Source organism: Pseudomonas sp. GM_Psu_1 (assembly GCF_026544185.1).
Taxonomy (GTDB): domain Bacteria; phylum Pseudomonadota; class Gammaproteobacteria; order Pseudomonadales; family Pseudomonadaceae; genus Chryseomonas; species Chryseomonas oryzihabitans.
Map to the genome: position 1 here is coordinate 319030 of NZ_JALNUX010000006.1, position 21464 is coordinate 340493.

General features: G+C 67.2%; 21 protein-coding genes and 1 tRNA gene. 11 read left to right on the forward strand and 11 right to left on the reverse strand.

Annotation, left to right across the window (positions count from 1 at the left end; genetic code table 11):
* Positions 1 to 36: 36 nt before the first annotated feature.
* The 3 genes from OXS31_RS13195 to OXS31_RS13205 all read left to right on the forward strand — a co-directional run bounded on the left by OXS31_RS13195 (position 37) and on the right by OXS31_RS13205 (position 2359).
* Positions 37 to 867, forward strand: coding sequence for an oxidoreductase (locus OXS31_RS13195; RefSeq protein ID WP_027598504.1), 831 nt, complete (start codon positions 37 to 39; stop codon positions 865 to 867).
* 12 nt (positions 868 to 879) lie between these two features.
* Positions 880 to 1818, forward strand: a complete 939-nt coding sequence (locus OXS31_RS13200) for an AraC family transcriptional regulator (RefSeq protein ID WP_115946720.1) — start codon at positions 880 to 882, stop codon at positions 1816 to 1818.
* Between the two features lie 112 nt (positions 1819 to 1930).
* On the forward strand, positions 1931 to 2359 hold the full coding sequence (locus tag OXS31_RS13205; RefSeq protein WP_027598506.1) for a pyridoxamine 5'-phosphate oxidase family protein: 429 nt from the start codon (positions 1931 to 1933) through the stop codon (positions 2357 to 2359).
* 170 nt (positions 2360 to 2529) lie between these two features.
* Here the strand turns inward: OXS31_RS13205 and OXS31_RS13210 are convergent, their stop codons facing one another.
* The 8 genes from OXS31_RS13210 to OXS31_RS13245 form a co-directional block, all read right to left on the reverse strand.
* Positions 2530 to 3738, reverse strand: coding sequence for an amino acid deaminase (locus OXS31_RS13210; RefSeq protein WP_115946721.1), 1209 nt, complete (start codon positions 3736 to 3738; stop codon positions 2530 to 2532).
* The gene (locus tag OXS31_RS13215; protein WP_044342118.1) at positions 3735 to 4508 is read right to left on the reverse strand and encodes an IclR family transcriptional regulator; all 774 of its coding nucleotides are present in this window, start codon (positions 4506 to 4508) and stop codon (positions 3735 to 3737) included. The genes OXS31_RS13210 and OXS31_RS13215 overlap by 4 nt, the downstream gene beginning before the upstream one ends.
* Positions 4509 to 4522: 14 nt before the next feature.
* Positions 4523 to 4909 carry a RidA family protein gene (locus tag OXS31_RS13220; protein WP_027603007.1) on the reverse strand — a complete coding sequence of 129 codons (387 nt, stop codon included), beginning with the start codon at positions 4907 to 4909 and terminating at the stop codon, positions 4523 to 4525.
* A 28-nt stretch (positions 4910 to 4937) separates the two neighbouring features.
* Positions 4938 to 5714: an amino acid ABC transporter ATP-binding protein gene (locus OXS31_RS13225; RefSeq protein ID WP_115946722.1), complete on the reverse strand. Its 777-nt coding sequence runs from the start codon at positions 5712 to 5714 to the stop codon at positions 4938 to 4940.
* Positions 5711 to 6373, reverse strand: a complete 663-nt coding sequence (locus OXS31_RS13230) for an amino acid ABC transporter permease (RefSeq protein ID WP_140220646.1) — start codon at positions 6371 to 6373, stop codon at positions 5711 to 5713. Before OXS31_RS13230 ends, OXS31_RS13225 begins: the two co-directional genes overlap by 4 nt.
* Positions 6374 to 6383: 10 nt before the next feature.
* Entirely contained in the window at positions 6384 to 7046 is a 663-nt protein-coding gene (locus OXS31_RS13235) for an amino acid ABC transporter permease (protein WP_027598510.1), read from the reverse strand.
* Positions 7047 to 7094: 48 nt separating this feature from the next.
* A complete protein-coding gene (locus OXS31_RS13240; RefSeq protein WP_223855486.1) occupies positions 7095 to 7874 on the reverse strand; it encodes a transporter substrate-binding domain-containing protein in 780 nt (259 codons plus the stop codon).
* 265 nt (positions 7875 to 8139) lie between these two features.
* On the reverse strand, positions 8140 to 9603 hold the full coding sequence (locus OXS31_RS13245; RefSeq protein ID WP_115946723.1) for a D-aminoacylase: 1464 nt from the start codon (positions 9601 to 9603) through the stop codon (positions 8140 to 8142).
* A gap of 175 nt (positions 9604 to 9778) precedes the next feature.
* Between OXS31_RS13245 and OXS31_RS13250 the strand changes: the two genes are divergently transcribed.
* From OXS31_RS13250 to OXS31_RS13260, 3 genes are all read left to right on the forward strand, one after another.
* Positions 9779 to 11797 (forward strand): methyl-accepting chemotaxis protein, encoded by a 2019-nt coding sequence (locus OXS31_RS13250; RefSeq protein ID WP_267399421.1) that lies wholly within the window; start codon positions 9779 to 9781, stop codon positions 11795 to 11797.
* A 96-nt stretch (positions 11798 to 11893) separates the two neighbouring features.
* On the forward strand, positions 11894 to 12325 hold the full coding sequence (gene umuD, locus OXS31_RS13255; RefSeq protein WP_027598514.1) for a translesion error-prone DNA polymerase V autoproteolytic subunit: 432 nt from the start codon (positions 11894 to 11896) through the stop codon (positions 12323 to 12325).
* Positions 12318 to 13589: a Y-family DNA polymerase gene (locus OXS31_RS13260; protein WP_027603013.1), complete on the forward strand. Its 1272-nt coding sequence runs from the start codon at positions 12318 to 12320 to the stop codon at positions 13587 to 13589. Before umuD ends, OXS31_RS13260 begins: the two co-directional genes overlap by 8 nt.
* Before the next feature lie 15 nt (positions 13590 to 13604).
* On the opposite strand, the gene cycA is transcribed toward OXS31_RS13260, so the two are convergent.
* The gene (gene cycA, locus OXS31_RS13265; protein WP_027603014.1) at positions 13605 to 14987 is read right to left on the reverse strand and encodes a D-serine/D-alanine/glycine transporter; all 1383 of its coding nucleotides are present in this window, start codon (positions 14985 to 14987) and stop codon (positions 13605 to 13607) included.
* Between the two features lie 248 nt (positions 14988 to 15235).
* Between cycA and OXS31_RS13275 the strand changes: the two genes are divergently transcribed.
* Entirely contained in the window at positions 15236 to 17413 is a 2178-nt protein-coding gene (locus OXS31_RS13275; protein WP_346659871.1) for an ATP-binding protein, read from the forward strand.
* 93 nt (positions 17414 to 17506) lie between these two features.
* Here OXS31_RS13275 and OXS31_RS13280 read toward each other — a convergent pair.
* Positions 17507 to 17580 (reverse strand) — tRNA-Gly (locus OXS31_RS13280).
* A 134-nt stretch (positions 17581 to 17714) separates the two neighbouring features.
* On the opposite strand from OXS31_RS13280, the gene OXS31_RS13285 reads away from it, so the two are divergent.
* The 4 genes from OXS31_RS13285 (at position 17715) to OXS31_RS13300 (ending at position 20423) form a co-directional block, all read left to right on the forward strand.
* Positions 17715 to 18776, forward strand: a complete 1062-nt coding sequence (locus tag OXS31_RS13285) for a M4 family metallopeptidase (RefSeq protein ID WP_044342159.1) — start codon at positions 17715 to 17717, stop codon at positions 18774 to 18776.
* 12 nt (positions 18777 to 18788) lie between these two features.
* A complete protein-coding gene (locus tag OXS31_RS13290) occupies positions 18789 to 19124 on the forward strand; it encodes a protealysin inhibitor emfourin (RefSeq protein WP_007161915.1) in 336 nt (111 codons plus the stop codon).
* A 211-nt stretch (positions 19125 to 19335) separates the two neighbouring features.
* Positions 19336 to 19965 (forward strand): SatD family protein, encoded by a 630-nt coding sequence (locus tag OXS31_RS13295; RefSeq protein ID WP_044342161.1) that lies wholly within the window; start codon positions 19336 to 19338, stop codon positions 19963 to 19965.
* Positions 19962 to 20423 carry a hypothetical protein gene (locus tag OXS31_RS13300; RefSeq protein WP_027598520.1) on the forward strand — a complete coding sequence of 154 codons (462 nt, stop codon included), beginning with the start codon at positions 19962 to 19964 and terminating at the stop codon, positions 20421 to 20423. Before OXS31_RS13295 ends, OXS31_RS13300 begins: the two co-directional genes overlap by 4 nt.
* A gap of 2 nt (positions 20424 to 20425) precedes the next feature.
* Here the strand turns inward: OXS31_RS13300 and OXS31_RS13305 are convergent, their stop codons facing one another.
* Positions 20426 to 21457: an MBL fold metallo-hydrolase gene (locus tag OXS31_RS13305; protein WP_267399432.1), complete on the reverse strand. Its 1032-nt coding sequence runs from the start codon at positions 21455 to 21457 to the stop codon at positions 20426 to 20428.
* Positions 21458 to 21464 lie beyond the last annotated feature (7 nt).

Below are 21464 nucleotides of genomic sequence, written 5' to 3' on the forward strand. Positions count from 1 at the left end.
CGCTAGCATGGCCGCTTCCAACGATGGGAGTGGACCATGAACGAGCACAAGACCCTTTTCATCACCGGCGTGAGCAGCGGCCTGGGCAATGCCCTGGCGCGGGAAGCCCTGGCGGCCGGCCACCGCGTCATCGGCACGCTGCGCCGGGAAGCCGATCTGGAGGCCTTCGCGGCCTTGTCGGACCGGGCCCATGGCGTGCTGCTGGATGTCACGGACCATGCGCGCCTGGCGACAGTGGTGGCCGAGGTTCAGGCAGCCCACGGTCCGGTGGATGTCCTGGTGAACAACGCCGGCTACGGCCATGAGGGCATTCTCGAGGAATCGCCGCTGGAAGAGCTGCGCCAGCAATTCGAGGTCAACGTCTTCGCGGCGGTCGCCATGACCAAGGCCTTCCTGCCGTCCTTCCGCGAACGGCGCCGCGGTCATATCATCAACATCACCTCGATGGGTGGCACCATTACCCTGCCGGGTATCTCCTACTATTGCGGCAGCAAGTTCGCCCTCGAGGGTATCTCGGCGGCCCTGGGCCAGGAGTTGGTACCCTTCGGCGTCTGGGTCACCGCCGTGGCACCCGGCTCCTTTCGCACCGACTGGGCGGGTCGCTCGATGCGTCGCAGCGCACGCGGCATCGCCGACTACGACGAGCAGTTCACGCCGATCCGGGCGGCGCGGGAGGCCAAGAGCGGCAAGCAGCTGGGCGATCCACGCAAGGCGGCCCAGGCGCTGCTGCAGCTCATCGCCCTGCCGGCGCCGCCAACGCACTTGCTGCTGGGGAGCGATGCCTTGCACCTGGTTCGCGAACGCCTGGCCACGGCCAGCCGGGAAATCGACCGCTGGGAAGCCCTGACCCTTTCCACCGATGGCTGAAGCGGAGGCCCCATGAATCCGAGCGATCCCCTTGCCAGCCGGCTGGTGACGCTGCTGGGCAGGCTGGCGCCCCAGGAAGGCTACAACCTCAGCCCTCTGGAGGATGTGCGCTTCCTGCGCTCGGATCGCCCGCTGACCGGCGTACCCGTGCTCTATGATCCCGGGGTCGTCATCGTCTGCCAGGGCGGCAAGCGCGGCTACTTCGGTGACCGCGTCTATCAGTACGATGCCCAGCACTACCTGGTGGTCTCCGTGCCCGTGCCCTTCACCATGGAGACCGATGCCAGTCCGGAGGCACCGCTGCTGGCCATCTATCTACGCCTGGATTTTCGGCTGCTCGGCGACCTGGTGCTGCAGCTAGACAGCGAACTCGGGCCGGCGCTGGAGGCGCCCCGCGGGCTCTATGCCTCGCCGATCGATGAGCCGCTGCGCGCCTCGACGCTGCGCTTTCTGGAGGTCCTGAGCGTGCCGACCGATGCCCGGCTGCTGGGGCCGGCGCTGCTGCGTGAGCTCTACTATCGGATCCTCACCGGCGCCCAGGGCGGCTCGTTGCGCGCGGCCCTGGATCGCCAGGGGCGTTTCGGCCGTATCGCCCGGTCGTTGCGCACCCTGCACGCCCGCTATGCCGAGCGGCTGGACGTCGCCGCGCTGGCGCAGGAAGCGCGCATGAGTCAGCCCAGCTTCCACCGGCACTTCCGCGACATTACCGGCACCACGCCCATGCAGTATCTGAAGTCGACCCGTCTGCACCAGGCGCGGCTGTTGATGCTGCGCGACGCCCTCCCGGCGGCGAACGCGGCCTTTGCCGTAGGCTACGAGAGCGCCTCCCAGTTCAGTCGCGAATTCAAGCGGCTGTTCGGCCGGACCCCGCTGGCGGAGATCGACTGGATGAAGGCCACCTATGCGCTGCCGGCACCGCCGGCGACGGCGGTCTATGTCGCTTCCCACTAGGGCTGTCCGTCCGAAAAGTCCGGGCGACGCCGCTGCGCCGGAACCAAGCGGCGGCCGCCCCCGGTCTGAATGCATACGGGCACTGCCTGCCCGCCCAACCGGAGCGACCCCCATGGCCGACAAGACCCTGCACGACCTTTCCAAAGCGATGCGCGATCTGGATTTCTGCATGCTGACCACCGGTACCGGGCGTCTGACCAGCCGGCCGATGAGCAACAACGGCGACGTCGAATACGACGGGGACTCCTGGTTCTATGCCTACGAGGACTCGGCCAAGATCCGGGACATCGAGCAGGATCCGGCGGTGGGACTGAGCTTCAGCGAAGGCAAGAGCCTGCTCGGCAAGCCCGGCATCTTCATCGGCATCGAAGGGCACGCCGAGCTGATCCGCGACAAGGCGCAATTCGAGGCGCACTGGACCAAGAGTCTGGACCGCTGGTTTCCCCAGGGCACCGACACGCCCGGCATGATCCTCATCAAGGTGCATGCCGAGCGCATCCGTTACTGGGATGGGGAGGAAGAGGGCGAGCTGCGCCCCTAGGCTTTGTCTGAAAGGTGCCTGCACTCGGTCATGCTGCGTTAAAAATCTGCTGGAATGCCAGCCCAGTCGGAATGCTCATTTACCATTCGTAAACTCGAGCGCGAGTCCGATCCGCTTCCTCACAGATTTTTGCCTTGCCTGACCTTCGTTCGACGACCTTTCGAACAAGCCTAAAAGCAGGTCGCGAAGGTCTCCACGACCTGCAGACCTTCGTCGACGATGCAGCCCTGGCGCCACTTGTCGAAGGTCAGGCAGGGGTGCGAGGTGCCCAGGGCGATGAGGTCGCCGATGGCCAGTGCGGTCCCCGGGGCGACGACCATGAAGGCGTGCTGGTCCATTATGGCCGTGACCGTGCAGCCGCTGACATCGATGGCTTCAGCTGCAGTCTGGCCGGGCCGGTAGCGGCGCAGCGGCAGCGGCAGGCCGGCATCGTGGGCGATGTCGCGCTTGCCCAGGGCCAGGATGGCGAAACCGGGTTCGGGCAGGGATTGCACGTGAGCCCAGACCTCCAGCGCCGGTTGCAGACCCTCGTTCAGACCGGTGCGGGCCAGGACGCCACGCTGGGCCTCGCGATAGATCCCGTGGTCATGGACCACATAGCTGCCGGGCCGCATGACGGCGAGAAAGCGCTCGCGCACTTCCAGCTGGTCGAAGGCGGCGGCGATCAGGTCGTACCAGGCCGAACCCGAGGCGGTGACGATGGGTCGGTCGAGGGCGAAGGCGCCCTGGCCGCGCAATTCTTCGGCCAGGCGCACCAGGGAATCGGCGAAGGCGCGGATGTCGGTGGCCGCCTCGGCGCCGTGGATCACCCCCTCGTAACCTTCGATGCCGGTCAGGCGCAGCGCCGGTTGCCCGGCGATGGCCCGGGCCAGTTCTCGTACCTCGGCTTCGCTGCGGCAACCACAACGGCCGCCGGGTACGCCGTATTCGATCATCACCTGCAGCGCCAGCCCCCGTGCGCCAAAGAAGGCGCCCAGGGCGGTCACCTGGTCGGGATGATCCACCAGGCAATGGAAGTCGAAGTCCGGATCGGCGGCGAGCAACTCGTCGATCAGCGCCATGTTCGGTGCGCCCACCAGCTGGTTGGCCATCAGCACCCGGCGCACGCCGTGGGCCTGGGCGGCGCGGGTCTGCACCGCGGTGGCCAGGGTCATGCCCCAGGCACCCGCGGCCAGCTGCCGCTGGAACAGCGCCGGCGCCATGCTGGTCTTGCCATGGGGCGCGAGTTCGGCGCCGCGGTCGCTGGCGAAGGCCTGCATCCAGCCGATGTTGTGATCGAGTGCGTCCTGGTGGATGACCAGGGCGGGCAGGGCGATGTCGCTGAGCAGGTTGGCGCCAGGACTGGCGGCGCCTTTCTCGGGGGCGATGAGGATGGTCATGGATTCTCCTGGCCGCCCAGGCGCTGGGACAGGCGGCGGGCGCTGTCGACCAGCACCTGGCGGTACTCGGCATGGTGGGCCTGGGCGTCGGCGCGGGGCGCTACTATGCACAGGGTGGCGATGCTCAGGCCGCTGGCGTCCTGCACCGGGGCGGCGAAGCAGTGGGTGTAGGTGTCGGCGATGCTGTCGAAGGAAAAGAAGCCTTCGGCGCAGGCGCTGCGGATCTCGGCGATAAAGGTCGCCGGGGGCAGGCGGCTGCCGTCGGGCAGGATGAAGTCGTCCGGATCGATCAGGGCGAGGATCTCGGCATCGCTCAGATGACCGAGCAGCAGTCGCCCGGACGCGGTCCAGGGAATGGGCGCGTCTTCGCCGACATTGGACGAGATGCGAAAGGCGCGGGCGCCTTCCTTCATCAGCGAGACGGTGTACTTGCGGCCGTTGAGCTGGCACAGCTGGGCGGTCTCGCGGGTCTGGGCGACGATGTCGTCCAGCAGCAGTCCGGCCTCGCGGGCCAGGTCGAAGTGGCGCAGGTGCGCCTGGCCGAGAAAGTACAGCTCGCGGCCCAGGTAGACCTGACCGTCGCGGCCCACGGCATCGAGCATGTGCCGCTCCAGCAGCAGCCCGACCAGGTCGTAGACGGTGGACTTGGGAATGCCCAGGCCCGCGGCGATCTCGTTGGGGCGCAGCGGCCGACCCACCCGCTTGAGGTGATCGAGGATGTCGAAGGCGCGGTCCAGGCCGCGGGCTCGTTGGCGGGTAGGTTCGGTCATCTGGGCGGTTTGTCTCAGGCCTTGGGTTTGTAGGCGATGCAGTCGATCTCGACCTTGCAGTCCACCATCATGGAGGACTGCACGCAGGCGCGCGCCGGGGCATTGCCGGCGAAGTACTCGGCGAACACCTTGTTGAAGCTCCAGAAATCACGCGGATCGTCCAGCCAGACGCCGGCACGCACCACGTGCTCCAGACCGTAGCCGGCTTCGTGCAGGATGGCGATCAGATTCTGCATGGTCTTGTGGGTCTGGGCGACGATGCCGCCGTCGATGATCTCGCCATTCTCCATGGCCACCTGGCCGGAGACGTGCAGCCAGCCATCGGCTTCCACCGCTCGGGCGAAGGGCAGGGGTTGGCCGCCTGCGCCGCGTTCGCCGGCGCCGTATCGGGTGATGCTCATAAGGGTGCTCCTGTAGCGGGGGAAGGATTCAGAAGGAGGTCCGGCCGAGAAATTCGGCGAGACGGGTGGAACGGGGGCGCTCGAAGAGTTCGCGGGGCGGGCCCTGCTCCTCGATGCGGCCCTGGCTCATGAAGACGATGCGATCGGACACCTCGTAGGCGAATTTCATCTCGTGGGTCACCAGCAGCATGGTCATGCCGTCCTGGGCCAGGTCCTTGATCACCGCCAGCACCTCGCCGACCAGCTCCGGGTCCAGCGCCGAGGTGGGTTCGTCGAACAGCATCAGGCTGGGATTCATGGCGATGGCGCGGGCGATGGCCACCCGCTGCTGCTGACCGCCGGAGAGTTGGCCGGGATGATGGTCGCGTCTTTCGATCAGGCCGACCCGCCGCAGCCATCGCTCACCCAGGGCGATGGCTTCGTCCTTGCCCATCTTCTTGACCTTGCGCAGGCCGAGGGTGACGTTTTCCAGGGCGGTGAGGTGGGGAAACAGATTGAACTGCTGGAAGGCCATGCCGGTGAGCGAGCGCTGGCGGGCGATCTCGCGCTCCGGCAGGCGCTGGCGGCGACCGCCTTCCTCGCGGTAGCCGATGGCCTCGCCGGCCAGCTGGATGCTGCCGCCCTGGAAGTCTTCCAGCAGGTTGACGCAGCGCAGCAGGGTGGTCTTGCCCGAGCCGCTGGAGCCGATCAGGGTGACCACGTCACCGCGGTCGAGGGTCAGGTCGATGCCCTTGAGCACCTCGGTGGCGCCGAAACTCTTGTGCAGGCCGTTGATGCTCAACAGCGGGGCGTTGGCGTCGGTCATGGCAGGGTCACCCGTTTTTCCAGATAGCGGCCGAGCCGCTCGATGGCGAAGTTGATGAGAAAGAACAGCAGCCCGGCGAACAGATAGAACTGCAGGGTCATGAAGGTGCGGGCGATGACCTGCTGGCTGCTCAGCAGCAACTCGGCCACGCCGATCACCGAGAGCAGGGTGGAGGCCTTGACGATCTCGGTGGAGGCATTGACCCAGGTGGGCAGGATCTGGCGCAGCGCCTGGGGCAGCAGCACCTCCTTGAGACTCTGGGCGAAGGTCAGGCCGATGGCCTTGGCCGCCTCGTGCTGGCCGCGGGGGATGGCCTGCAGGGCGCCGCGGACGATCTCCGCCACGTGGGAGCCGCAGAACAGCAGCAGCGCCGCGGTGCCGGCCTGGAAGGGCGTGGGCCGCAGACCCAGCGCCGGCGCCATGTAGTAGCAGGCCAGCACCAGCACGAACACCGGGGTGCCGCGGATCAGGTCGGCATAGAGGCGAAAGGGCAGTCGCAGCGGCCAGCGGCCATAGGTCAGCGCCAGGCCGCCGAGGGTGCCGAGCAGGGTGCCGCCGAGCACCGCCAGTACCGAGCAGGCCAGGGTGGTGGCGAACCCGGCGGCCAGGGTCTGGCGCGCGTTCCACAATTCCAGGAACCAGGAGGGGGCTTCGTACACGATCGGGCTCCTAGCGGGTCAGGCTCAGGCGTCGCTCCAGCTGGCGCAGCAGCAGGGCGATGACGTAGCAGGTGAGGATGTAGAGGGCGCTGGTCACCAGCCAGGTCTCGATGACCCGGTAGCTTTCCAGGTTGATCTTGCGCGCCTGGTAGGTCAGCTCCGGCACGGCGATGGCCGCCGCCAGGGAGGTGTCCTTGAACAGCGAGATGAAGCTGTTGGAAAGCGACGGCAGCACGTTGCGCAGCATCACCGGAATGATGACGTAGGCCTTGATCTGCCACTCGCGCAGGCCGATGGCCAGGCCCGCCTCGCGCTGGCCCTTGGGAATGGCCATGAGCCCGCCGCGAAACACCTCGGCCAGGTAGGCCCCGGCATAGAGCGCCAGGGTGATGAGAAAGGAGCTGAGCTTGTCCAGGCGGATGCCGACGCTGGGCAGGGCGAAGTACAGCAGCAGGATCAGCACCAGGATCGGGGTGTTGCGCACCAGGGTGACATAGCCCCCCGCCAGCCAGCGCAGCGCCCGCACCGGCGAGAGCAGGGCGAAGGCGGTGGCCAGGCCGATCAGGCAGCCGATGGCGATGCCCACCAGCGCCAGCTGCAGGCCGAGGGCGAGCCCGGCCAGCAAATGGTCCAGGTTCTGCCACACGGGCGCGAAGTTGAGGGTGTAGTTCATGCTCGACGTCTACCTAGAGGGCGCGGACGGACCGCGCCGGGGCCAGGATCACTTGAACTCGACGGGGAAGCCGATCGCCGGAGAGGGCAGCTCGACGCCGAACCACTTCTTGAAGGACGCCTGATAGGTGGGGAATTCCACACCGGTCATGGCCTCGTGCAGGGCGGTGTTGACGAAGTTCAGCCAGTCCTGGTCGCCGCGCTTGACCGCGCAGGCGTAGGTCTGGGGACTCCAGGCATAGTCGGGCGAGCGGTAGCGGCCGGGATTCTGGGTCATCAGGTACTTGACCGAGGACTGGTCGGTGGCCACGGCGTCGGCGCGGCCGGTGCCCAGGGCCTGGTAGAGCAGGTCGACGCTGTCGTACTGGTCGACCTTGGCGCCGGGCAGCGCCTGGTGCACCAGTTCCTCGGCATAGACGTTCTGCAGCACGGCCACGGTCAGGTCGCCCTTGGCCGCCTTGAGGTCGTCGATCTGCTGGTAGCGGCTGTTGGCCGGCAGGAGCAGGGCCACGCCTTCGCGGTAGTAGGGCAGGGTGAAGGCCACCTGCTGGGCGCGGCTGGCGGTCACGGTGATGAACTGGCAGCTGATGTCGACCTTGTCGGTGAGCAGGTTGGGGATGCGCGCATCCGAGCCCTGGACGACGAACTCGACCTTTTCCGGATCGTTGAACAGGCCCTTGGCGATGACCTTGGAGATATCGATATCGAAGCCTTGCAACTTGCCGTCGGCGCCCTGGAAGTGCCAGGGCGCATTGGTGCTGCCGGTGCCCACGACCAGATGGCCGCGCTTGAGCACGTCATCCAGCTTGGCCGCCTGGGCGCCGGTCATGGCGACCAGGCCGACCAGCAGCGCCAGCGTTTTCCACCCCTTCGTCTTGCCTGTCATCGCGTATCTCCTTTTCCGTTATAGCGGAAGTGTGTTCGTAACAACGGAATAGATTGCAGCGACTGTGCCAGCTATTCGCATGACGTTGCAAATCAAGGGCTTGGCACGGGGGACAGGCAGCCGAAGGGGTTCCCGGTGCGCCAGGGGGCACCGGGAGGTGGCGGAAGGTAACGGGGATGCACCAGCTGGAGGCGTTACCTGGTAGCGCTCAAGCGGAACGTGGGAAGGTCGACCGCAGATCCCCGGCGCGCGGCAGGAAGCGACCATGACGCTCGCCAATGGCCTGCCCCGGTGCATAGGCCAGTTGCCCATTCACCCAGACCGCTTCGATGCCTTCGGCAGGCCGTTGCGGCTCGCTGAAGTCGGCCACGTCGCGGATGCGGGCGGGGTCGAACAGCACCAGGTCCGCCTGGGCGCCGGGCTCGATCAGGCCGCGACCCGCCAAGCCGAAGCGGGCGGCGGAGAGGCCGGTCATCTTGTGCACGGCGGTGTGCAAGGGAAAGAGGCCGAGGTCGCGACTGAAGTGACCGAGCACCCGCGGGAAGGCGCCCCAGAGTCGCGGATGGGGGAAGGGGTCCTCGGGCAGGCCATCGGAACCGATCATGCTCAGCGGATGGGCGAGGATGAGGCGCACGTCGGCCTCGCTCATGCCGTAGTAGACGGCACCGGCCGGTTGCAGGCGGCGCGCGGTGGTCTCTAGGTCCAGGCCCCAGTCGGCAGCGATGGCGGCCAGGTCGCGGCCGCCGCACTCGGGATGCGGGGTGGACCAGGTGATGGTGATGCGGTGGCGGTCGGTGACCTGCTTGAGATCCAGGGTGGAGGAGCTGGCGGCATAGGGATAGCAGTCGCAGCCGACCGGCTGTCCGTGGGCGGCCCGCGCCAGGGCGCCGAGCAACTCCGGCGCGCGGCCCCAGTTGTCCACCCCGGCGCACTTGAAGTGGGACACCACCACCGGCGCCCGGGCCTGGCGACCGATGTCCAGGGCTTCGTCCAGGGCCTCGTGCACCGCGGCGAATTCGCTGCGCAAGTGGGTGGCATAGAGTCCGCCCACGGCGTCCAGCTCGGCGGCCAGCGCGGCAACCTCGGCGGTTGGCGCCGCCATGGCGGAGGCGTAGGCCAGGCCGGTGGAGAGCCCCAGAGCGCCAGCGGCCAGGCTGTCGCGCAATTCGGCGCGCATGGCAGCGATCTCGGCAGGGGTGGCGGCGCGCTGGAGATCGTCCAGGTGATTGCTGCGCAGCGCCGTGTGCCCGACCAGGGCGGCGACGTTGACGCCGGGACGGGCCTGCTCCACCGCCGCCCGGTAGGCGGCAAAGGTGGGATAGCTGAAGGCCGCGGCCGGGCCCAGCAGATTCAGCGGATCCGGCGGCTCGCCACGCAACCGCACCGAGGCGGCGCTGATGCCGCAGTTGCCGACCACCACGGTGGTGACCCCCTGACTGAGCTTGGGCAGTTGCTCGGGGCGGCGGATGACCATGGTGTCGTCATGGGTATGGACATCGATGAAGCCGGGCGCCAGCGCCAGGCCGCGGCCATCGCGGACCTCCCGTGCCGGTTGCCCGGCCAACTGACCGAGTGCCTGGATACGCTCGCCGGCAATCGCCACGTCGAGAACCCGGCCCGGACGGTCGCGACCATCCAGCACAAGGGCATTGAGAATCACTACATCATGCATGCTAGAGCCATCCTGCGACCGTTGGGAGACGCCTTTCGACCGTCGAGTGGCAAAGGGCCATATAAGCGAGACGGCAGGCCGATAGCGATAGAACTGTTACAGAAAACTCTGTCTATTACGTCACAAATTGGGCGGTACAGCCCAAGTGACCCCCTCTGCCGCCCGTGAGCCCGCCATGAATCTGTTGACCCCTGTCGTAAGCCTAATGAATCGCCTGAGATTCCCCGCCAAATTCGCCTGCCTGGCGGCCATCATCCTGGTGCCCCTGGTGTTTCTCAGCGTCTATCTCTATCAGGATATCCAGGAACAGCGGGTCGGTCTGGCCCAGGAAATCGACGGTCAGCGCTATCTGACGCAACTGACGCCGGTCGCCCGCCTGAGCATGTTGCAGCGCGCCCTGACCAAGCGACTCCAGGATGGCGATGCCTCGGCCCAGCAGGATTGGCAGAACAACCGTGACAACCTGCTCAAGGCCTATGACGACCTCGGCCGGCTGGATCGCGAACTCGGCACCCAGCTGGAAACCGGCGATCGCCTGAGCCAGCTGCGGCGAGGCGCCGAGCGCCTGATGCAGGGAGCCACCGGCACCCCGCTGGAGGGATTCGAGGCCTGGAACGAGCAGCTGACCCAGACCCTCAATCTCTTCTATTACGTGTCGGCCACCTCCGGCCTGGCGCTGGATTCGGATTACACCAGCCTCTTTCTCATCGACATCACCTCCGTGCGCCTGCCGCGGGAAATCAACCTCATCGGCCAGCTGCGCGGCCTGGCCTTCGGCCTGAGTGCCACCAACCGCTTCGATCCGGCCAGTCTGAATCTGGCGCGCAGCGTGGTGAACCAGGAACGGCAGAGCGCCGACGAACTGGAGCAGGGCCTCAGACTCCTGGCGCGGCAGGCGCCGGAGCTGGCCCAGCGCCTCAAGGGCTCCCTGGCCCAGGCGGCGGACGACTATGCCAACTTCCGTCAGGGCATGCAGGCGGCCATGACCAATGAGGGTACGGTTTCCGGTCTCGCCCTGGGTGCCCAGGGCAATGCCGTGGTCGCCCGCTACTACAAGGTGCAGGAGGAAGCGCAGGGTCAGCTCTCCCAGCTGCTGGCCGAGCGTCTGGCGCATGCGACCACGCTGCGTAATCTGGTCGTGGGCATGATCCTGGGCGCCCTGCTGCTGCTGGCCTATACCTTCGCCGGCATCTACCAGGCCCTGCGCCTGGGGATCGCCGAACTGGTCGGGGTGACCGCCGCCGCCGCCCAGGGCGATCTGAGTCGCCGCGCCGCCCTGCTCGGGCGTGACGAGATCGCCGACATCGGCCGTAGCCTGAACGCGATGCTGGAGGCCTTCGGTCGCTCGCTGCGCGAGGTGGATCAGGCCTCCAGCGCGGTGGCCGAGGCCTCGGGGTCCCTGGCCGGCTCCATCGGCCAGGCCCGTTCGACCATGCAGACGCAACAGGGCGAGACCGATCAGGTGGCCACCGCCATCACCGAGATGACCGCCAGCGTGGCGGACGTCGCCAACAACACCGAAGGCGCCGTGGCCGCGGCCCAGCAGGCCGATCAGGCCACCCGGGAAGGCACCCGGGTGATGCAGCAGACGCAACAGGCCATCGAGGCCCTGGCCGCCGAGGTGGACCTCAGCGCCACCAAGGTCGCGGCCCTGGAAACCCACAGCCAGGCCATCGGCGGGGTCATCGCGGTGATCCGCACCATCGCCGAGCAGACCAACCTGCTGGCGCTCAACGCCGCCATCGAGGCCGCTCGGGCCGGCGAGCAGGGCCGCGGCTTCGCCGTGGTGGCCGACGAGGTCCGCACCCTGGCCTCGCGCACCCAGACCTCCACCGAGGAAATCCGCCGCATCATCGAGCAGTTGCAGGCCGCCACCGGCGAGGCCGTCGGGCAGATGCAGGCCAGCCGCGGCCATGCCCTGACCGGCGTCGCGGCGGCCGAGCAGGCCAGCGTCAGCCTGACCAGCATCGGCGCCGCGGTGGAGCGCATCGTCGACGTCAATGTGCAGATCGCCAGCGCCGCGGAACAGCAGGCTGCGGTCTCCGAAGACATCAACCGCAACACCACCGGCATCCGCGCCAGCACCCTGCAGGTCCTGACCGGTATCGAGTCCGATGCCGGTACCGCCGAACGCCTCGCCGGCCTCTCCCAGGACCTGCGCGGCATCGTCTCGCGCTTCCGCCTCAGCGCCTGACGGCGCCGCTCATCGGCGCAGATTAGGTCGGACTTTACAATACGGCAGCTGCGGATAACTGTATAAATAGACAGTTATCCGCAGGAGCGCCTTGTCATGTCCGTTACCGTCCTGGGTTGCCTGGAATCGTCCGACACCCGGCTGCCGCTCTATGATTTTCGCCTGCCGTGCGGCTTCCCGTCGCCGGCCCAGGATCATCTGGAGCGCCAGGTCTCGCTGGACGAGCTGGTCGACCTGCGCGCGCCCCACACCTATGTCATCCAGGTCAGTGGCGACAGCATGACCGGCGCCGGCATCTTTGCCGGCGACCTGGTGATCGTCGATCGCGCCCGGCCGGCACGGGTCGGCGACATCGTGGTGGCGGTGCGCGATCGCGAACCCACCCTCAAGCGCCTCGGTCGGCGCGGCGCCAATTTCGTCCTGCTGGCGGAAAATCCCGCCTATGCCCCCCTGGTCATCGGCGAGCGCGACGACTTCGAGGTCTGGGGCGTGGCCACCCACAGCCTGAGGCGTTTCGGCCATGGCTGAGTCGGTGCTGGCGCTGATCGACTGCAACGCCTTCTATTGCAGTTGCGAGCGGGTCTTCCGCCCCGATCTCGCCGGGCGCCCGGTGGTGGTGCTGTCCAACAACGACGGCTGCGTGATCGCCCGTTCGCCCGAGGCCAAGCGCCTGGGCATCGCCATGGCGGCGCCCTGGTTCCAGGTGCGCGAACTGGCCCGGCGCGGCGAAGTGACGGCCTTCAGTTCCAACTATGCCCTCTATGGCGATCTCAGCGACAGGGTGATGCGCACCCTGGCGACCCTGGTGCCGCGCCTGGAGCGTTACAGCATCGACGAGGTGTTCGCCGATCTGGCCGGCCTGCCCGAACCCCTGGACGCCCTCGGCCATCGCCTGCAGGCGCGGGTGCAGAAGTGGACGGGCATCCCGGTCAGCGTCGGCATCGCCGGCACCAAGACCCTGGCCAAGCTGGCCAATGCCGCCGCCAAGCGTTGGCCGGAGCGCACCGGCGGGGTGCTGGATCTGCGCGATCCGGCGGTGCATGACTGGGTGCTCAGGCATTCGCCCATCGAAGACGTCTGGGGCGTCGGCCGGCGCCTGGCCGCGCGGCTGCGCGGGGAGGGGGTCAGCACGGCCTGGGAGTTGGCCGGGCAGGATGCCTGGTCGCTGCGCCAGCGCTACAGCGTGGTGCTGGAAAAGACCGCGCGGGAATTGCGCGGTCTGGCCTGCCTGAGTCTGGAAGAACTGGAGGCGCCGCGGCAGACCATCTGCAGCAGTCGCATGTTCGGTCGCCGCCAGTATCAGTTCGGCGCCCTGGCCGAGGCGGTGGCCAGCTACACCGCCCGCGCCGCGGAAAAGTTGCGCGCCCAGGGTTCGCTCTGTCGCACCCTGAGGGTCAGCATCCAGACCGGCATGCACGGCGCCGACGAAGGCCGCTACGCCAATGCCGCCCTGCTCAACCTGCCGGTGCCCAGCGACGACACCCGGGTGCTCAACGACCAGGCCCAGGCGGGCCTGCGCGAGATCTTTCGCGACGGCTTCGGCTACGCCAAGGCCGAGGTGCTGCTGCTCGATCTCTGCGGCCGTAGCGAGGTGGCGGCGGATCTCTTCGCCGCCGCCCCGGATCCGGCCGCGGCCCGGCTGATGGCGACCCTGGACGCCATCAACGGCCGGTTCGGTCGCGAGACCCTGAGACCGGCGCGGATCCCGCGCGATCCCGCCTGGCAGATGCGCCGCGACCTGCTCAGCCCGCGCTACACCACCCGGCTCGATGAACTCTGGACGCTGGGCTGAGCGGCCAGCGTCCGGCTAGCCGGCGCGTACCACCCGCCGCCCGCGCCACCAGTAGCCCACCCCCAGCAGCAGGAACCACAGCGGACTGGCCAGCAGCGCCTGGCGGGTGTCGTCCTGCAGGGTCAGCAGCACCAGCACCGCGGCGAAGAAGGCCAGCACCCCGTAGCACACCCAGCGCCCGCCGGGCAGGCGGAAGGCCGAGGCGGCATGGCGCTCCGGACGGTTGCGGCGGTAGGCCAGCCAGGCCAGCAGGATCAGCGACCAGACGAACATGAACAGCACCGCGGCCAGGGTGGTGACCAGGGTGAAGGCGGTGACCAGGTTGGGGATCAGGTAGATCAGCACCGTACCCAGCAGCAGGCACAGGCAGGACAGCACCAGGCCACGCGCCGGCACCGCCGCCCGCGAAAGGCGGGTGAGGCCGCGTGGCGCATGGCCTTCGCGGGCCAGGCCATAGAGCATCCGGCTGGTGGAGAAGATGCCGCTGTTGGCCGAGGAGGTGGCGGAGGTCAGCACCACGAAATTGATCAGGCTGGCTGCCATGGGCACGCCGGCCAGCACGAAGAGTTCGACGAAGGGACTCTTGTCCGGCACCACCTGGCGCCAGGGCGTCACCGCCATGATCACCACCAGCGCCAGCACATAGAACACCAGGATGCGCACCGGAATGGAGTTGATCGCCCGCGGCAGATTGCGCCGCGGATCGGCGGTCTCGGCGGCGGTGGTGCCCACCAGCTCGATACCGACGAAGGCGAAGACGGCGATCTGGAAACCGGCGAAGAAGCCGCCCAGCCCCATGGGAAAGACGCCGCCGTCGTTCCACAGGTTGGCGAGGCTCGCGACGTTGCCCGAGGGCGACTGGAAGCCCCAGAGCACCAGGCCGAATCCGGTGACGATCAGGGCGCAGATGGCGACGATCTTGATCAGCGCGAACCAGAATTCCAGTTCGCCGAACAGTCGCACCGTGACCAGATTCAGACCCAGCAGGAGCAGCACGCAGAGCAGCGCCGGGATCCAGGGCGCGAGGCTGGGAAACCAGAACTGGGCATAGGCGGCGATGGCGATGACATCGGCGATGGCGGTGACGATCCAGCAGAACCAGTAGGTCCAGCCACAGAAGAAGCCGGCCCAGGGCCCGAGCAGATCGGTGCAGAAGTCGATGAAGGACTTGTACTCCAGATCCGACAGCAGCAATTCGCCCAGGGCGCGCATGACAAAGAACAGGGCGCTGCCGATGATCAGATAGACCAGCAGGATCGAGGGGCCGGCCAGGGCGATGGTCTTGCCCGAACCCATGAACAGGCCGGTGCCTATGGCGCCGCCGATGGCGATCAGTTGCAGATGGCGATTGGACAGGCTGCGTTGCAGCCCCTCGGGCGGGGTGGGAGACGCGGACATGACGAGCGGATACCTGACAGCGACAGCGGGGGCCACACGGTAAGAGATGCACGGCGCCGGTGCCAGTCGTTTCACCGGGACAGCATGCCGCAGGTCCGGTCCCGCCTCGGATGGGCAGGGCGGCGCCAGCGATGGATCGCGGTACTGGCAGGGGGCTTGCGTACCTGCCTATCATGGGCATCCGGGCGCCTTGCGGCAGGCCCGGACGGCCACGAGATCCCTCCGTGCCTCTGCCAGTGAGTCGTCCCTTGTCCTATCTCGAAAGTTTCGCCTGGGAAACCACGCCACTGGGCGCGCGCGCCAGCTGGCCCGTGGCCCTTCGGACCACCTACGACCTGCTGATGGCGTCTCCCTTCGCCATGTGCGCCACCTGGGGCGCCGAGCAGACGCTGATCTACAACCAGGCCTACGCCCCCTTTCTCGGCGCCCGCCATCCGGCCGCCCTGGGGCTGCCGATCGACGAGGTCTGGGCGGAATTGTGGGACGAGATCGCGCCGCTGATCGCGCGGACGCTGGCCGGCGAGGCGCTGCACTTCGTCGACAAGCACTTCGTGATGACCCGCAACGGCTATCCCGAGGACACCTACTGGAGCTTTTCCTACAGCCCGCTGCGCGATGGCGAGCGCATCGTCGGCATGCTCAACATCACCACCGAGACCACCGCCAGTGTTCAGGCCCACCGTCAGCGCGATGTGGCCGAGGCCGCCCTGCGGCGGCATAACCTGACCCTCGAACAGGAGCTTTCCGCACGCATCGACGAGCTCGACAGCGCCCGCGCCGCGGAGAGCAGCGTGCTGGCCGCCGCCGAGCGCGTGCAGCTGGCCCTCGCCGCCGGCGCCATCATCGGCACCTGGTACTGGGATCTGCCCACCGACAGGTTCACCGTCGACGAGGCCTTCGCCATCAACTTCGGCCTCGACCCGGCCCTGGGGCGTGATGGCCTGAGCCTGGCGCAGGTGGTGGCCACCGTCCATCCGGACGACCAGCCCGGCCTGGCCGCGGCCATCGCCGACGTCATCGGCCGCGGTGGCCGCTATGCCCACCAGTACCGGGTCCGTCGCAGTGACGGCCGCTACTACTGGCTGGAGGCCAACGGCCACGTCGAACTGGCGCCGGATGGCACCCCACTGCGCTTTCCCGGCGTGCTGCTGGACGTGGACGCCCGCCGGGCCCTGGCCGACGAGCGCGACCGCGCCCTGGCGGACCTGCGGGACCTGACCGCCACCCTCGAGCAGCGGGTCGAAGAACGCACCGAAGAATTGCGTCGCTCGGAAGAGGCCCTGCGCCAGTCGCAGAAGATGGAAGCGGTCGGCCAGCTCACCGGCGGCCTGGCCCACGATTTCAACAACCTGCTCGCCGGGATCTCGGGCAGCCTCGACCTCATGAGCCTGAGAATTGGCCAGGGGCGCTTCACCGAGCTGGAAAAATACCTGACGGCTGCCCAGAGCAGCGCCAAGCGCGCCGCGGCCCTGACCCATCGGCTGCTGGCCTTCGCCCGCCGCCAGACCCTGGCCCCGGAAGCCACCGAGGTCAACCAGCTGGTGGGCGGCCTGCTCGACCTGGTGCAGCGCACCGTGGGGCCGGCCATCCAGGTGCAATTCAGCAGCCTGCCGGACGACCAGCCCCTGCTGGTGGACCAGTCCCAGCTGGAGAACGCCCTGCTCAACCTGTGCATCAATGCCCGTGACGCCATGCCCAAGGGCGGGCGCATCCTCATCGCCGCCAGTCATCGCACCCTTGGCGAAGCGGATACCCGCGACTTCGAACTGGCCCCCGGGCGTTATCTGCATCTGAGCGTGACCGACAGCGGCAGCGGCATGACGCCGGAAGTCGCCGCCAAGGCCTTCGAGCCCTTCTTCACCACCAAGCCCATGGGGCAGGGCACAGGCCTGGGGCTGTCGATGATCTATGGCTTCGCCCGCCAGTCGGGCGGTCAGCTGCGGCTGCGCTCGACGCCCGGCGAAGGCACCACCGTCTGCCTGTACCTGCCCCTGCGACCGGTGGAGCGGCCGTGCGGGCTGCCTCGGGTGGAGGACCAGCCCGCTCTGCTGGAAGGCGCCAATGCCACGGTGCTGGTGGTCGACGACGAACCCACGGTGCGCATGCTGGTGACCGATCTGCTGCGCGAACTGGGCTACGTCATCATCGAGGCCGCCGATGGCGCCGGCGGCCTCGAGGTGCTGCACTCCGATGCCCGCATCGACCTGCTGGTCACCGACGTCGGCCTGCCCGGCGGCATGAACGGCCGCCAGCTGGCCGACGCCGCCCGCGTCCGCCGCCCGGCGCTCAAGGTGCTGTTCATCACCGGCTTCGCTGAAACCTCGCTGCTCAGCGACGGCCACCTGGAACCGGGCATGGCGATCCTGACCAAGCCCTTCGCGGTGGAGGCCCTGGCGCAGCGGGTGAAGGGGCTGGTGGCGGGGTAGGTTTCGCGCGCGAAACCCCTTTGGCAGGGCCCGGAAACGCAACGGCCCCCAATCAGCGTGTCCGCAAGGACTGATTGGAGGCCGTCTGGAATCTGGAGCGGGCGAAGGGAATCGAACCCTCGTCATGAGCTTGGGAAGCTCAGGTAATGCCATTATACGACGCCCGCGTGGGGTGCCTTTGTACCAGAAGCCTGCCTCCGGGTGAAGAGGCGGGAGCCGTCTGGTCGTTTCGTGGTCCAAGAAACACGGACCGCACGCTGCGGTGATCGGGGACTCTGTCCCCCAGAGGAGGAGGGCGCGCATGTCTCGTAACCCGGGCACCTACCAGGGGGTGATTCCCCCCTACATTCTTGGCCGCATCATCGATCACGGCGACGAACACCAGCGTTCCTGCGCCCTGACCACCCTGAGTCACGTCCAGAGTCTGTTGCACAATCCCGGTCGCCCCGGCGTGCGCCAGGCACCGGTCGGGCCGCTGCCGCGTACCGATGACGCCAGTCCGCAGCGCAGCATCTTCGATGCCGGCAACGCCATGCAGCTGCCCGGGCGTCTGGTGCGCCAGGAGGGGCAGCCGGCACTGAGCGATGTGGCGGTGGACGAGGCCTACGACTACCTGGGTGCCACCTTCAAATTCTTCAACGAGGTGTTCGGGCGCAATTCCATCGATGGCCAGGGCCTGCCACTGGCCGGCACCGTCCACTATGGCCAGGACTACCAGAACGCCTTCTGGAACGGCGAGCAGATGGTGTTCGGCGATGGCGACGGCGAGATCTTCAACCGCTTCACCATCGCCCTGGACGTCATCGCCCACGAACTGGTGCATGGCGTCACCGAGAGCGAGGCGGGCCTGGTGTACTTCAATCAGTCCGGCGCGCTCAACGAATCGGTCTCCGACGTCTTCGGCATCCTGGTCAAGCAGTACGAACTCAAGCAGACCGCCGCCGAGGCGGACTGGATCATCGGCGCCGGGCTGCTGACCAAGAAGATCAACGGCAAGGGCCTGAGGTCCATGGCCGAGCCGGGTACCGCCTACGACGATCCGACCCTGGGCAAGGACCCCCAGCCCGGGCATATGCGCGACTACATCGAGACCCGCGAAGACAACGGCGGTGTCCACCTCAACTCGGGCATTCCCAACCGGGCCTTCTATCTGGCGGCGATGGCCCTAGGTGGCTACGCCTGGGAAAAGGCCGGGCCGATCTGGTACGACACTCTGTGCGACAGTCGCCTGGCCAACGATGCGGATTTCGCCGCCTTCGCCCGTCTGACCGTCTCCAATGCCGGTCGCCGTTTCGGCGCCGAGTCGGCGGAGGTGCGTGCGGTCGAAGAGGCCTGGGCTGGCGTGGGCGTCACTCTCATCTAGAGGAGCAGGGCAATGCGCGAACTTCCCCCGCTGGGCAAGGACACCGTGGTGCGACTCTCGCGACAGGGCGGCTTCGCGCCCCTGCACGCGCTGAGCAAGCCGCGGGAGATCGAATTCGGCCAGTACGACAGCGCCCAGCGCGGGCGCATCTGCTCGGTGCTGGAACGCTGCCTGCCGGAATCCGGCGAACCGACCCAGGTCGGGCGGGGCGATCAGCGCTACTTCAAGGTGGAATTGCGCTTCCGTCCCCAGCCCGCCGAGCAGCAGGACGAACTGACCCTGCTGATTCCCGAGGACCGCGCGCCCAGCGAGTTGGTACGACTCTGGGACAAGGGGCTGGTGGAATAACCTGAATTAATGGGCGGGAGCAGCGAGGTGTTGAGGGCATCCTCAAGCGTCCTGGCTGCTTTTGTCTCTTGCCCTGCTGATTACTGATGACATTTAGCGCTAGGCGAGTCGCACCGTTTTTGGGTAAAAAGAAGCGATTGACCCTTTTATGGTTACATCGCGAAAAATGACCCCAAAACAGGAAATAACTGCCAGGACACTCGCGGTGGTAATGGGCGACCTGGTGCATAGCGAGCACGCTGCCGATATCGCGCAGTTACACAAGGCTTTCAATGAAGCGGTCGTGCAGTGCAACAGGCGTTATGCCGACGTCCTGGCATCACCGTTGACCATCACCCTTGGAGACGAATTTCAGGGTTTGGTGACGTCCCTGAATGCCGGCGCTCGGCTGTTGCGTGACATCAGGCTGGATCTCCTGCAGCGTGGTATCGATTGCCGTTTCGTGCTGGGGCTGGCCCGGATAGAAACGGCTGTGAATCCGCAGCAGGCCTGGAACATGATGGGGCCGGGTCTTAGCCGCAGTCGGCACAAGCTAAACGAAAAGCGCGCGCTCTGCCGCTATGGTTTCTCGCTGCCTCAGGAGCCGCTGTTGGAGACCACTCTCGATGCACTAGGGGTTGGCTTGACGGTTATCGAGAAGGGTTGGACGCAACGTCAATTGAGCGACATCGCGGCACTGTTGAACGGACAGTTACCCGCGGAGCTGGCAGAGCAGCGTCAGGTATCGGTCCATAGCATCTACAAGGTACGCACCTCCGGTCACTTCGACGCCTATAGCCAACAGTGGAATGCCGTGCTGGACGTACTGGCGGATCTGGATCGCAGGGAGGCTGAGCAATGAACGGGTTGTTGCAAGGATTGCATGCACTGGCCTATACGCTCTTCGCCTTGGCCCTGTTGACCGAGCTTGGCAATGTCTTGTGTCGCAGGATGCTCATCCGCATGACACGGCCAAGAATGCCAGGCGCGTCCAGCGATGGCGCCTTTTCCGCGGGACGCCTCATCGGCTGGCTCGAACGTCTGGTGTTGGCTGCGGGACTGCTAAGCAACAGCTGGGAAATCCTCGCGGCGGTGATAGCGCTAAAGACCGTCGCTCGCTTCAAGGAGCTGGATCAGCGGGACTTTGCCGAATACTTTCTGGTCGGCTCGCTGTTCAGCATTCTCTGGGCCATCGTGATTACCGGGGCCTGGATGCTTTATGACCAGCATTGGGGAGTCGGTATGAGAGCCACCCTGATGGATTGGCTCAGCGCCTCCTCCTTGCCACCTTTGATCGAAGCAGCAAAGGTCGGCGGCTGACCTCAGGGCACCGACCAGATCTCGCCCGGTGCCAGTGTCCGGAACGCCTCGTCCGCCAGGCCATGCAGGGCGCGGGCGTGGGCCAGGTCGCGGGGCGGGGCGAACTGTTCTTCGTCGCTCAGGGAAAAGGTGCCGAAGTGGATGCCCAGGCTGCTGACGGCGCCCAGCGCCTGATGAGCACGTACCGCATCGTCGGGATTCAGATGGCTGTCCCGCATGAACCAGCGCGGTTCATAGGCGCCGATGGGCAGGGCGGCGAAGCGTGGCGCGCCCAGGCGTTCGCGGATCTGCGCGAAGTGCGGGCCCCAGCCGGTATCACCGGCGAAATAGACCGGTCCGTTCGGCGCTTCCAGTACGAAGCCGCCCCACAACCGGCGGTTGGTGTCGAAGCGACTGCGCGCCGACCAGTGCTGGCCCGGCACCAGGTGCAGGCGCACGCCGTCCTTGAGCGGCAGGCTCTGCCACCAGTCCAGCTCGCTGACGGTGACGAAACCGGTCTCGCGGCGGATCAGCTCGGCATTGCCGAGGGGCGTCACCACCGGCGTCAGGGGCGCGCGCTCGGCCAGGCGCCGCAGCGTCGCCAGGTCCATGTGGTCGTAGTGACTGTGGCTGACGAAGATCAGGTCCAGCGGCGGCAGGTCGTCCAGGGCCACGCCCGGCGCGTGATAGCGTCGCGGACCGATGAAGCTGAAGGGACTGACCCGCTCCGACCACACCGGATCGGCGAGGATGTTGAGACCCTGATGCTGGATCAGCAGGGTGGCATGATTGACGAAGGTCACCCGCAATTCGCCACCCTCGACCCGGGCCACTGGTCGCGTCGGTACGGCCGGCCCTTCCTGCCAGGCCCACTCGGGACGGGTGCGGGTGAACTGCCATTTCAGCAGGGTCCAGAGGCTCTTGTCTTCGCGCGGCGCCAGGTTGTGAAAGCGCTCGCCGTCGAAGTGATCGGAGCGCGGACCCTCGTAGGCGGAGGAGGCGCAACCGGCCAGGGTCAGCAGGTGGATCAGCCACAGCGGACGAAAGATGCGCATGGGACCT

Coding starts and splice junctions, on each gene's coding strand:
- OXS31_RS13195 (WP_027598504.1), top strand. CDS start 37: ATGAACGAGCACAAGACCCTTTTCATCACCGGCGTGAGCAGCGGCCTG.
- OXS31_RS13200 (WP_115946720.1), top strand. CDS start 880: ATGAATCCGAGCGATCCCCTTGCCAGCCGGCTGGTGACGCTGCTGGGC.
- OXS31_RS13205 (WP_027598506.1), top strand. CDS start 1,931: ATGGCCGACAAGACCCTGCACGACCTTTCCAAAGCGATGCGCGATCTG.
- OXS31_RS13210 (WP_115946721.1), bottom strand. CDS start 3,738: ATGACCATCCTCATCGCCCCCGAGAAAGGCGCCGCCAGTCCTGGCGCC.
- OXS31_RS13215 (WP_044342118.1), bottom strand. CDS start 4,508: ATGACCGAACCTACCCGCCAACGAGCCCGCGGCCTGGACCGCGCCTTC.
- OXS31_RS13220 (WP_027603007.1), bottom strand. CDS start 4,909: ATGAGCATCACCCGATACGGCGCCGGCGAACGCGGCGCAGGCGGCCAA.
- OXS31_RS13225 (WP_115946722.1), bottom strand. CDS start 5,714: ATGACCGACGCCAACGCCCCGCTGTTGAGCATCAACGGCCTGCACAAG.
- OXS31_RS13235 (WP_027598510.1), bottom strand. CDS start 7,046: ATGAACTACACCCTCAACTTCGCGCCCGTGTGGCAGAACCTGGACCAT.
- OXS31_RS13240 (WP_223855486.1), bottom strand. CDS start 7,874: ATGACCGGCGCCCAGGCGGCCAAGCTGGATGACGTGCTCAAGCGCGGC.
- OXS31_RS13245 (WP_115946723.1), bottom strand. CDS start 9,603: ATGCATGATGTAGTGATTCTCAATGCCCTTGTGCTGGATGGTCGCGAC.
- OXS31_RS13250 (WP_267399421.1), top strand. CDS start 9,779: ATGAATCTGTTGACCCCTGTCGTAAGCCTAATGAATCGCCTGAGATTC.
- umuD (WP_027598514.1), top strand. CDS start 11,894: ATGTCCGTTACCGTCCTGGGTTGCCTGGAATCGTCCGACACCCGGCTG.
- OXS31_RS13260 (WP_027603013.1), top strand. CDS start 12,318: ATGGCTGAGTCGGTGCTGGCGCTGATCGACTGCAACGCCTTCTATTGC.
- cycA (WP_027603014.1), bottom strand. CDS start 14,987: ATGTCCGCGTCTCCCACCCCGCCCGAGGGGCTGCAACGCAGCCTGTCC.
- OXS31_RS13285 (WP_044342159.1), top strand. CDS start 17,715: ATGTCTCGTAACCCGGGCACCTACCAGGGGGTGATTCCCCCCTACATT.
- OXS31_RS13290 (WP_007161915.1), top strand. CDS start 18,789: ATGCGCGAACTTCCCCCGCTGGGCAAGGACACCGTGGTGCGACTCTCG.
- OXS31_RS13295 (WP_044342161.1), top strand. CDS start 19,336: ATGGGCGACCTGGTGCATAGCGAGCACGCTGCCGATATCGCGCAGTTA.
- OXS31_RS13300 (WP_027598520.1), top strand. CDS start 19,962: ATGAACGGGTTGTTGCAAGGATTGCATGCACTGGCCTATACGCTCTTC.
- OXS31_RS13305 (WP_267399432.1), bottom strand. CDS start 21,457: ATGCGCATCTTTCGTCCGCTGTGGCTGATCCACCTGCTGACCCTGGCC.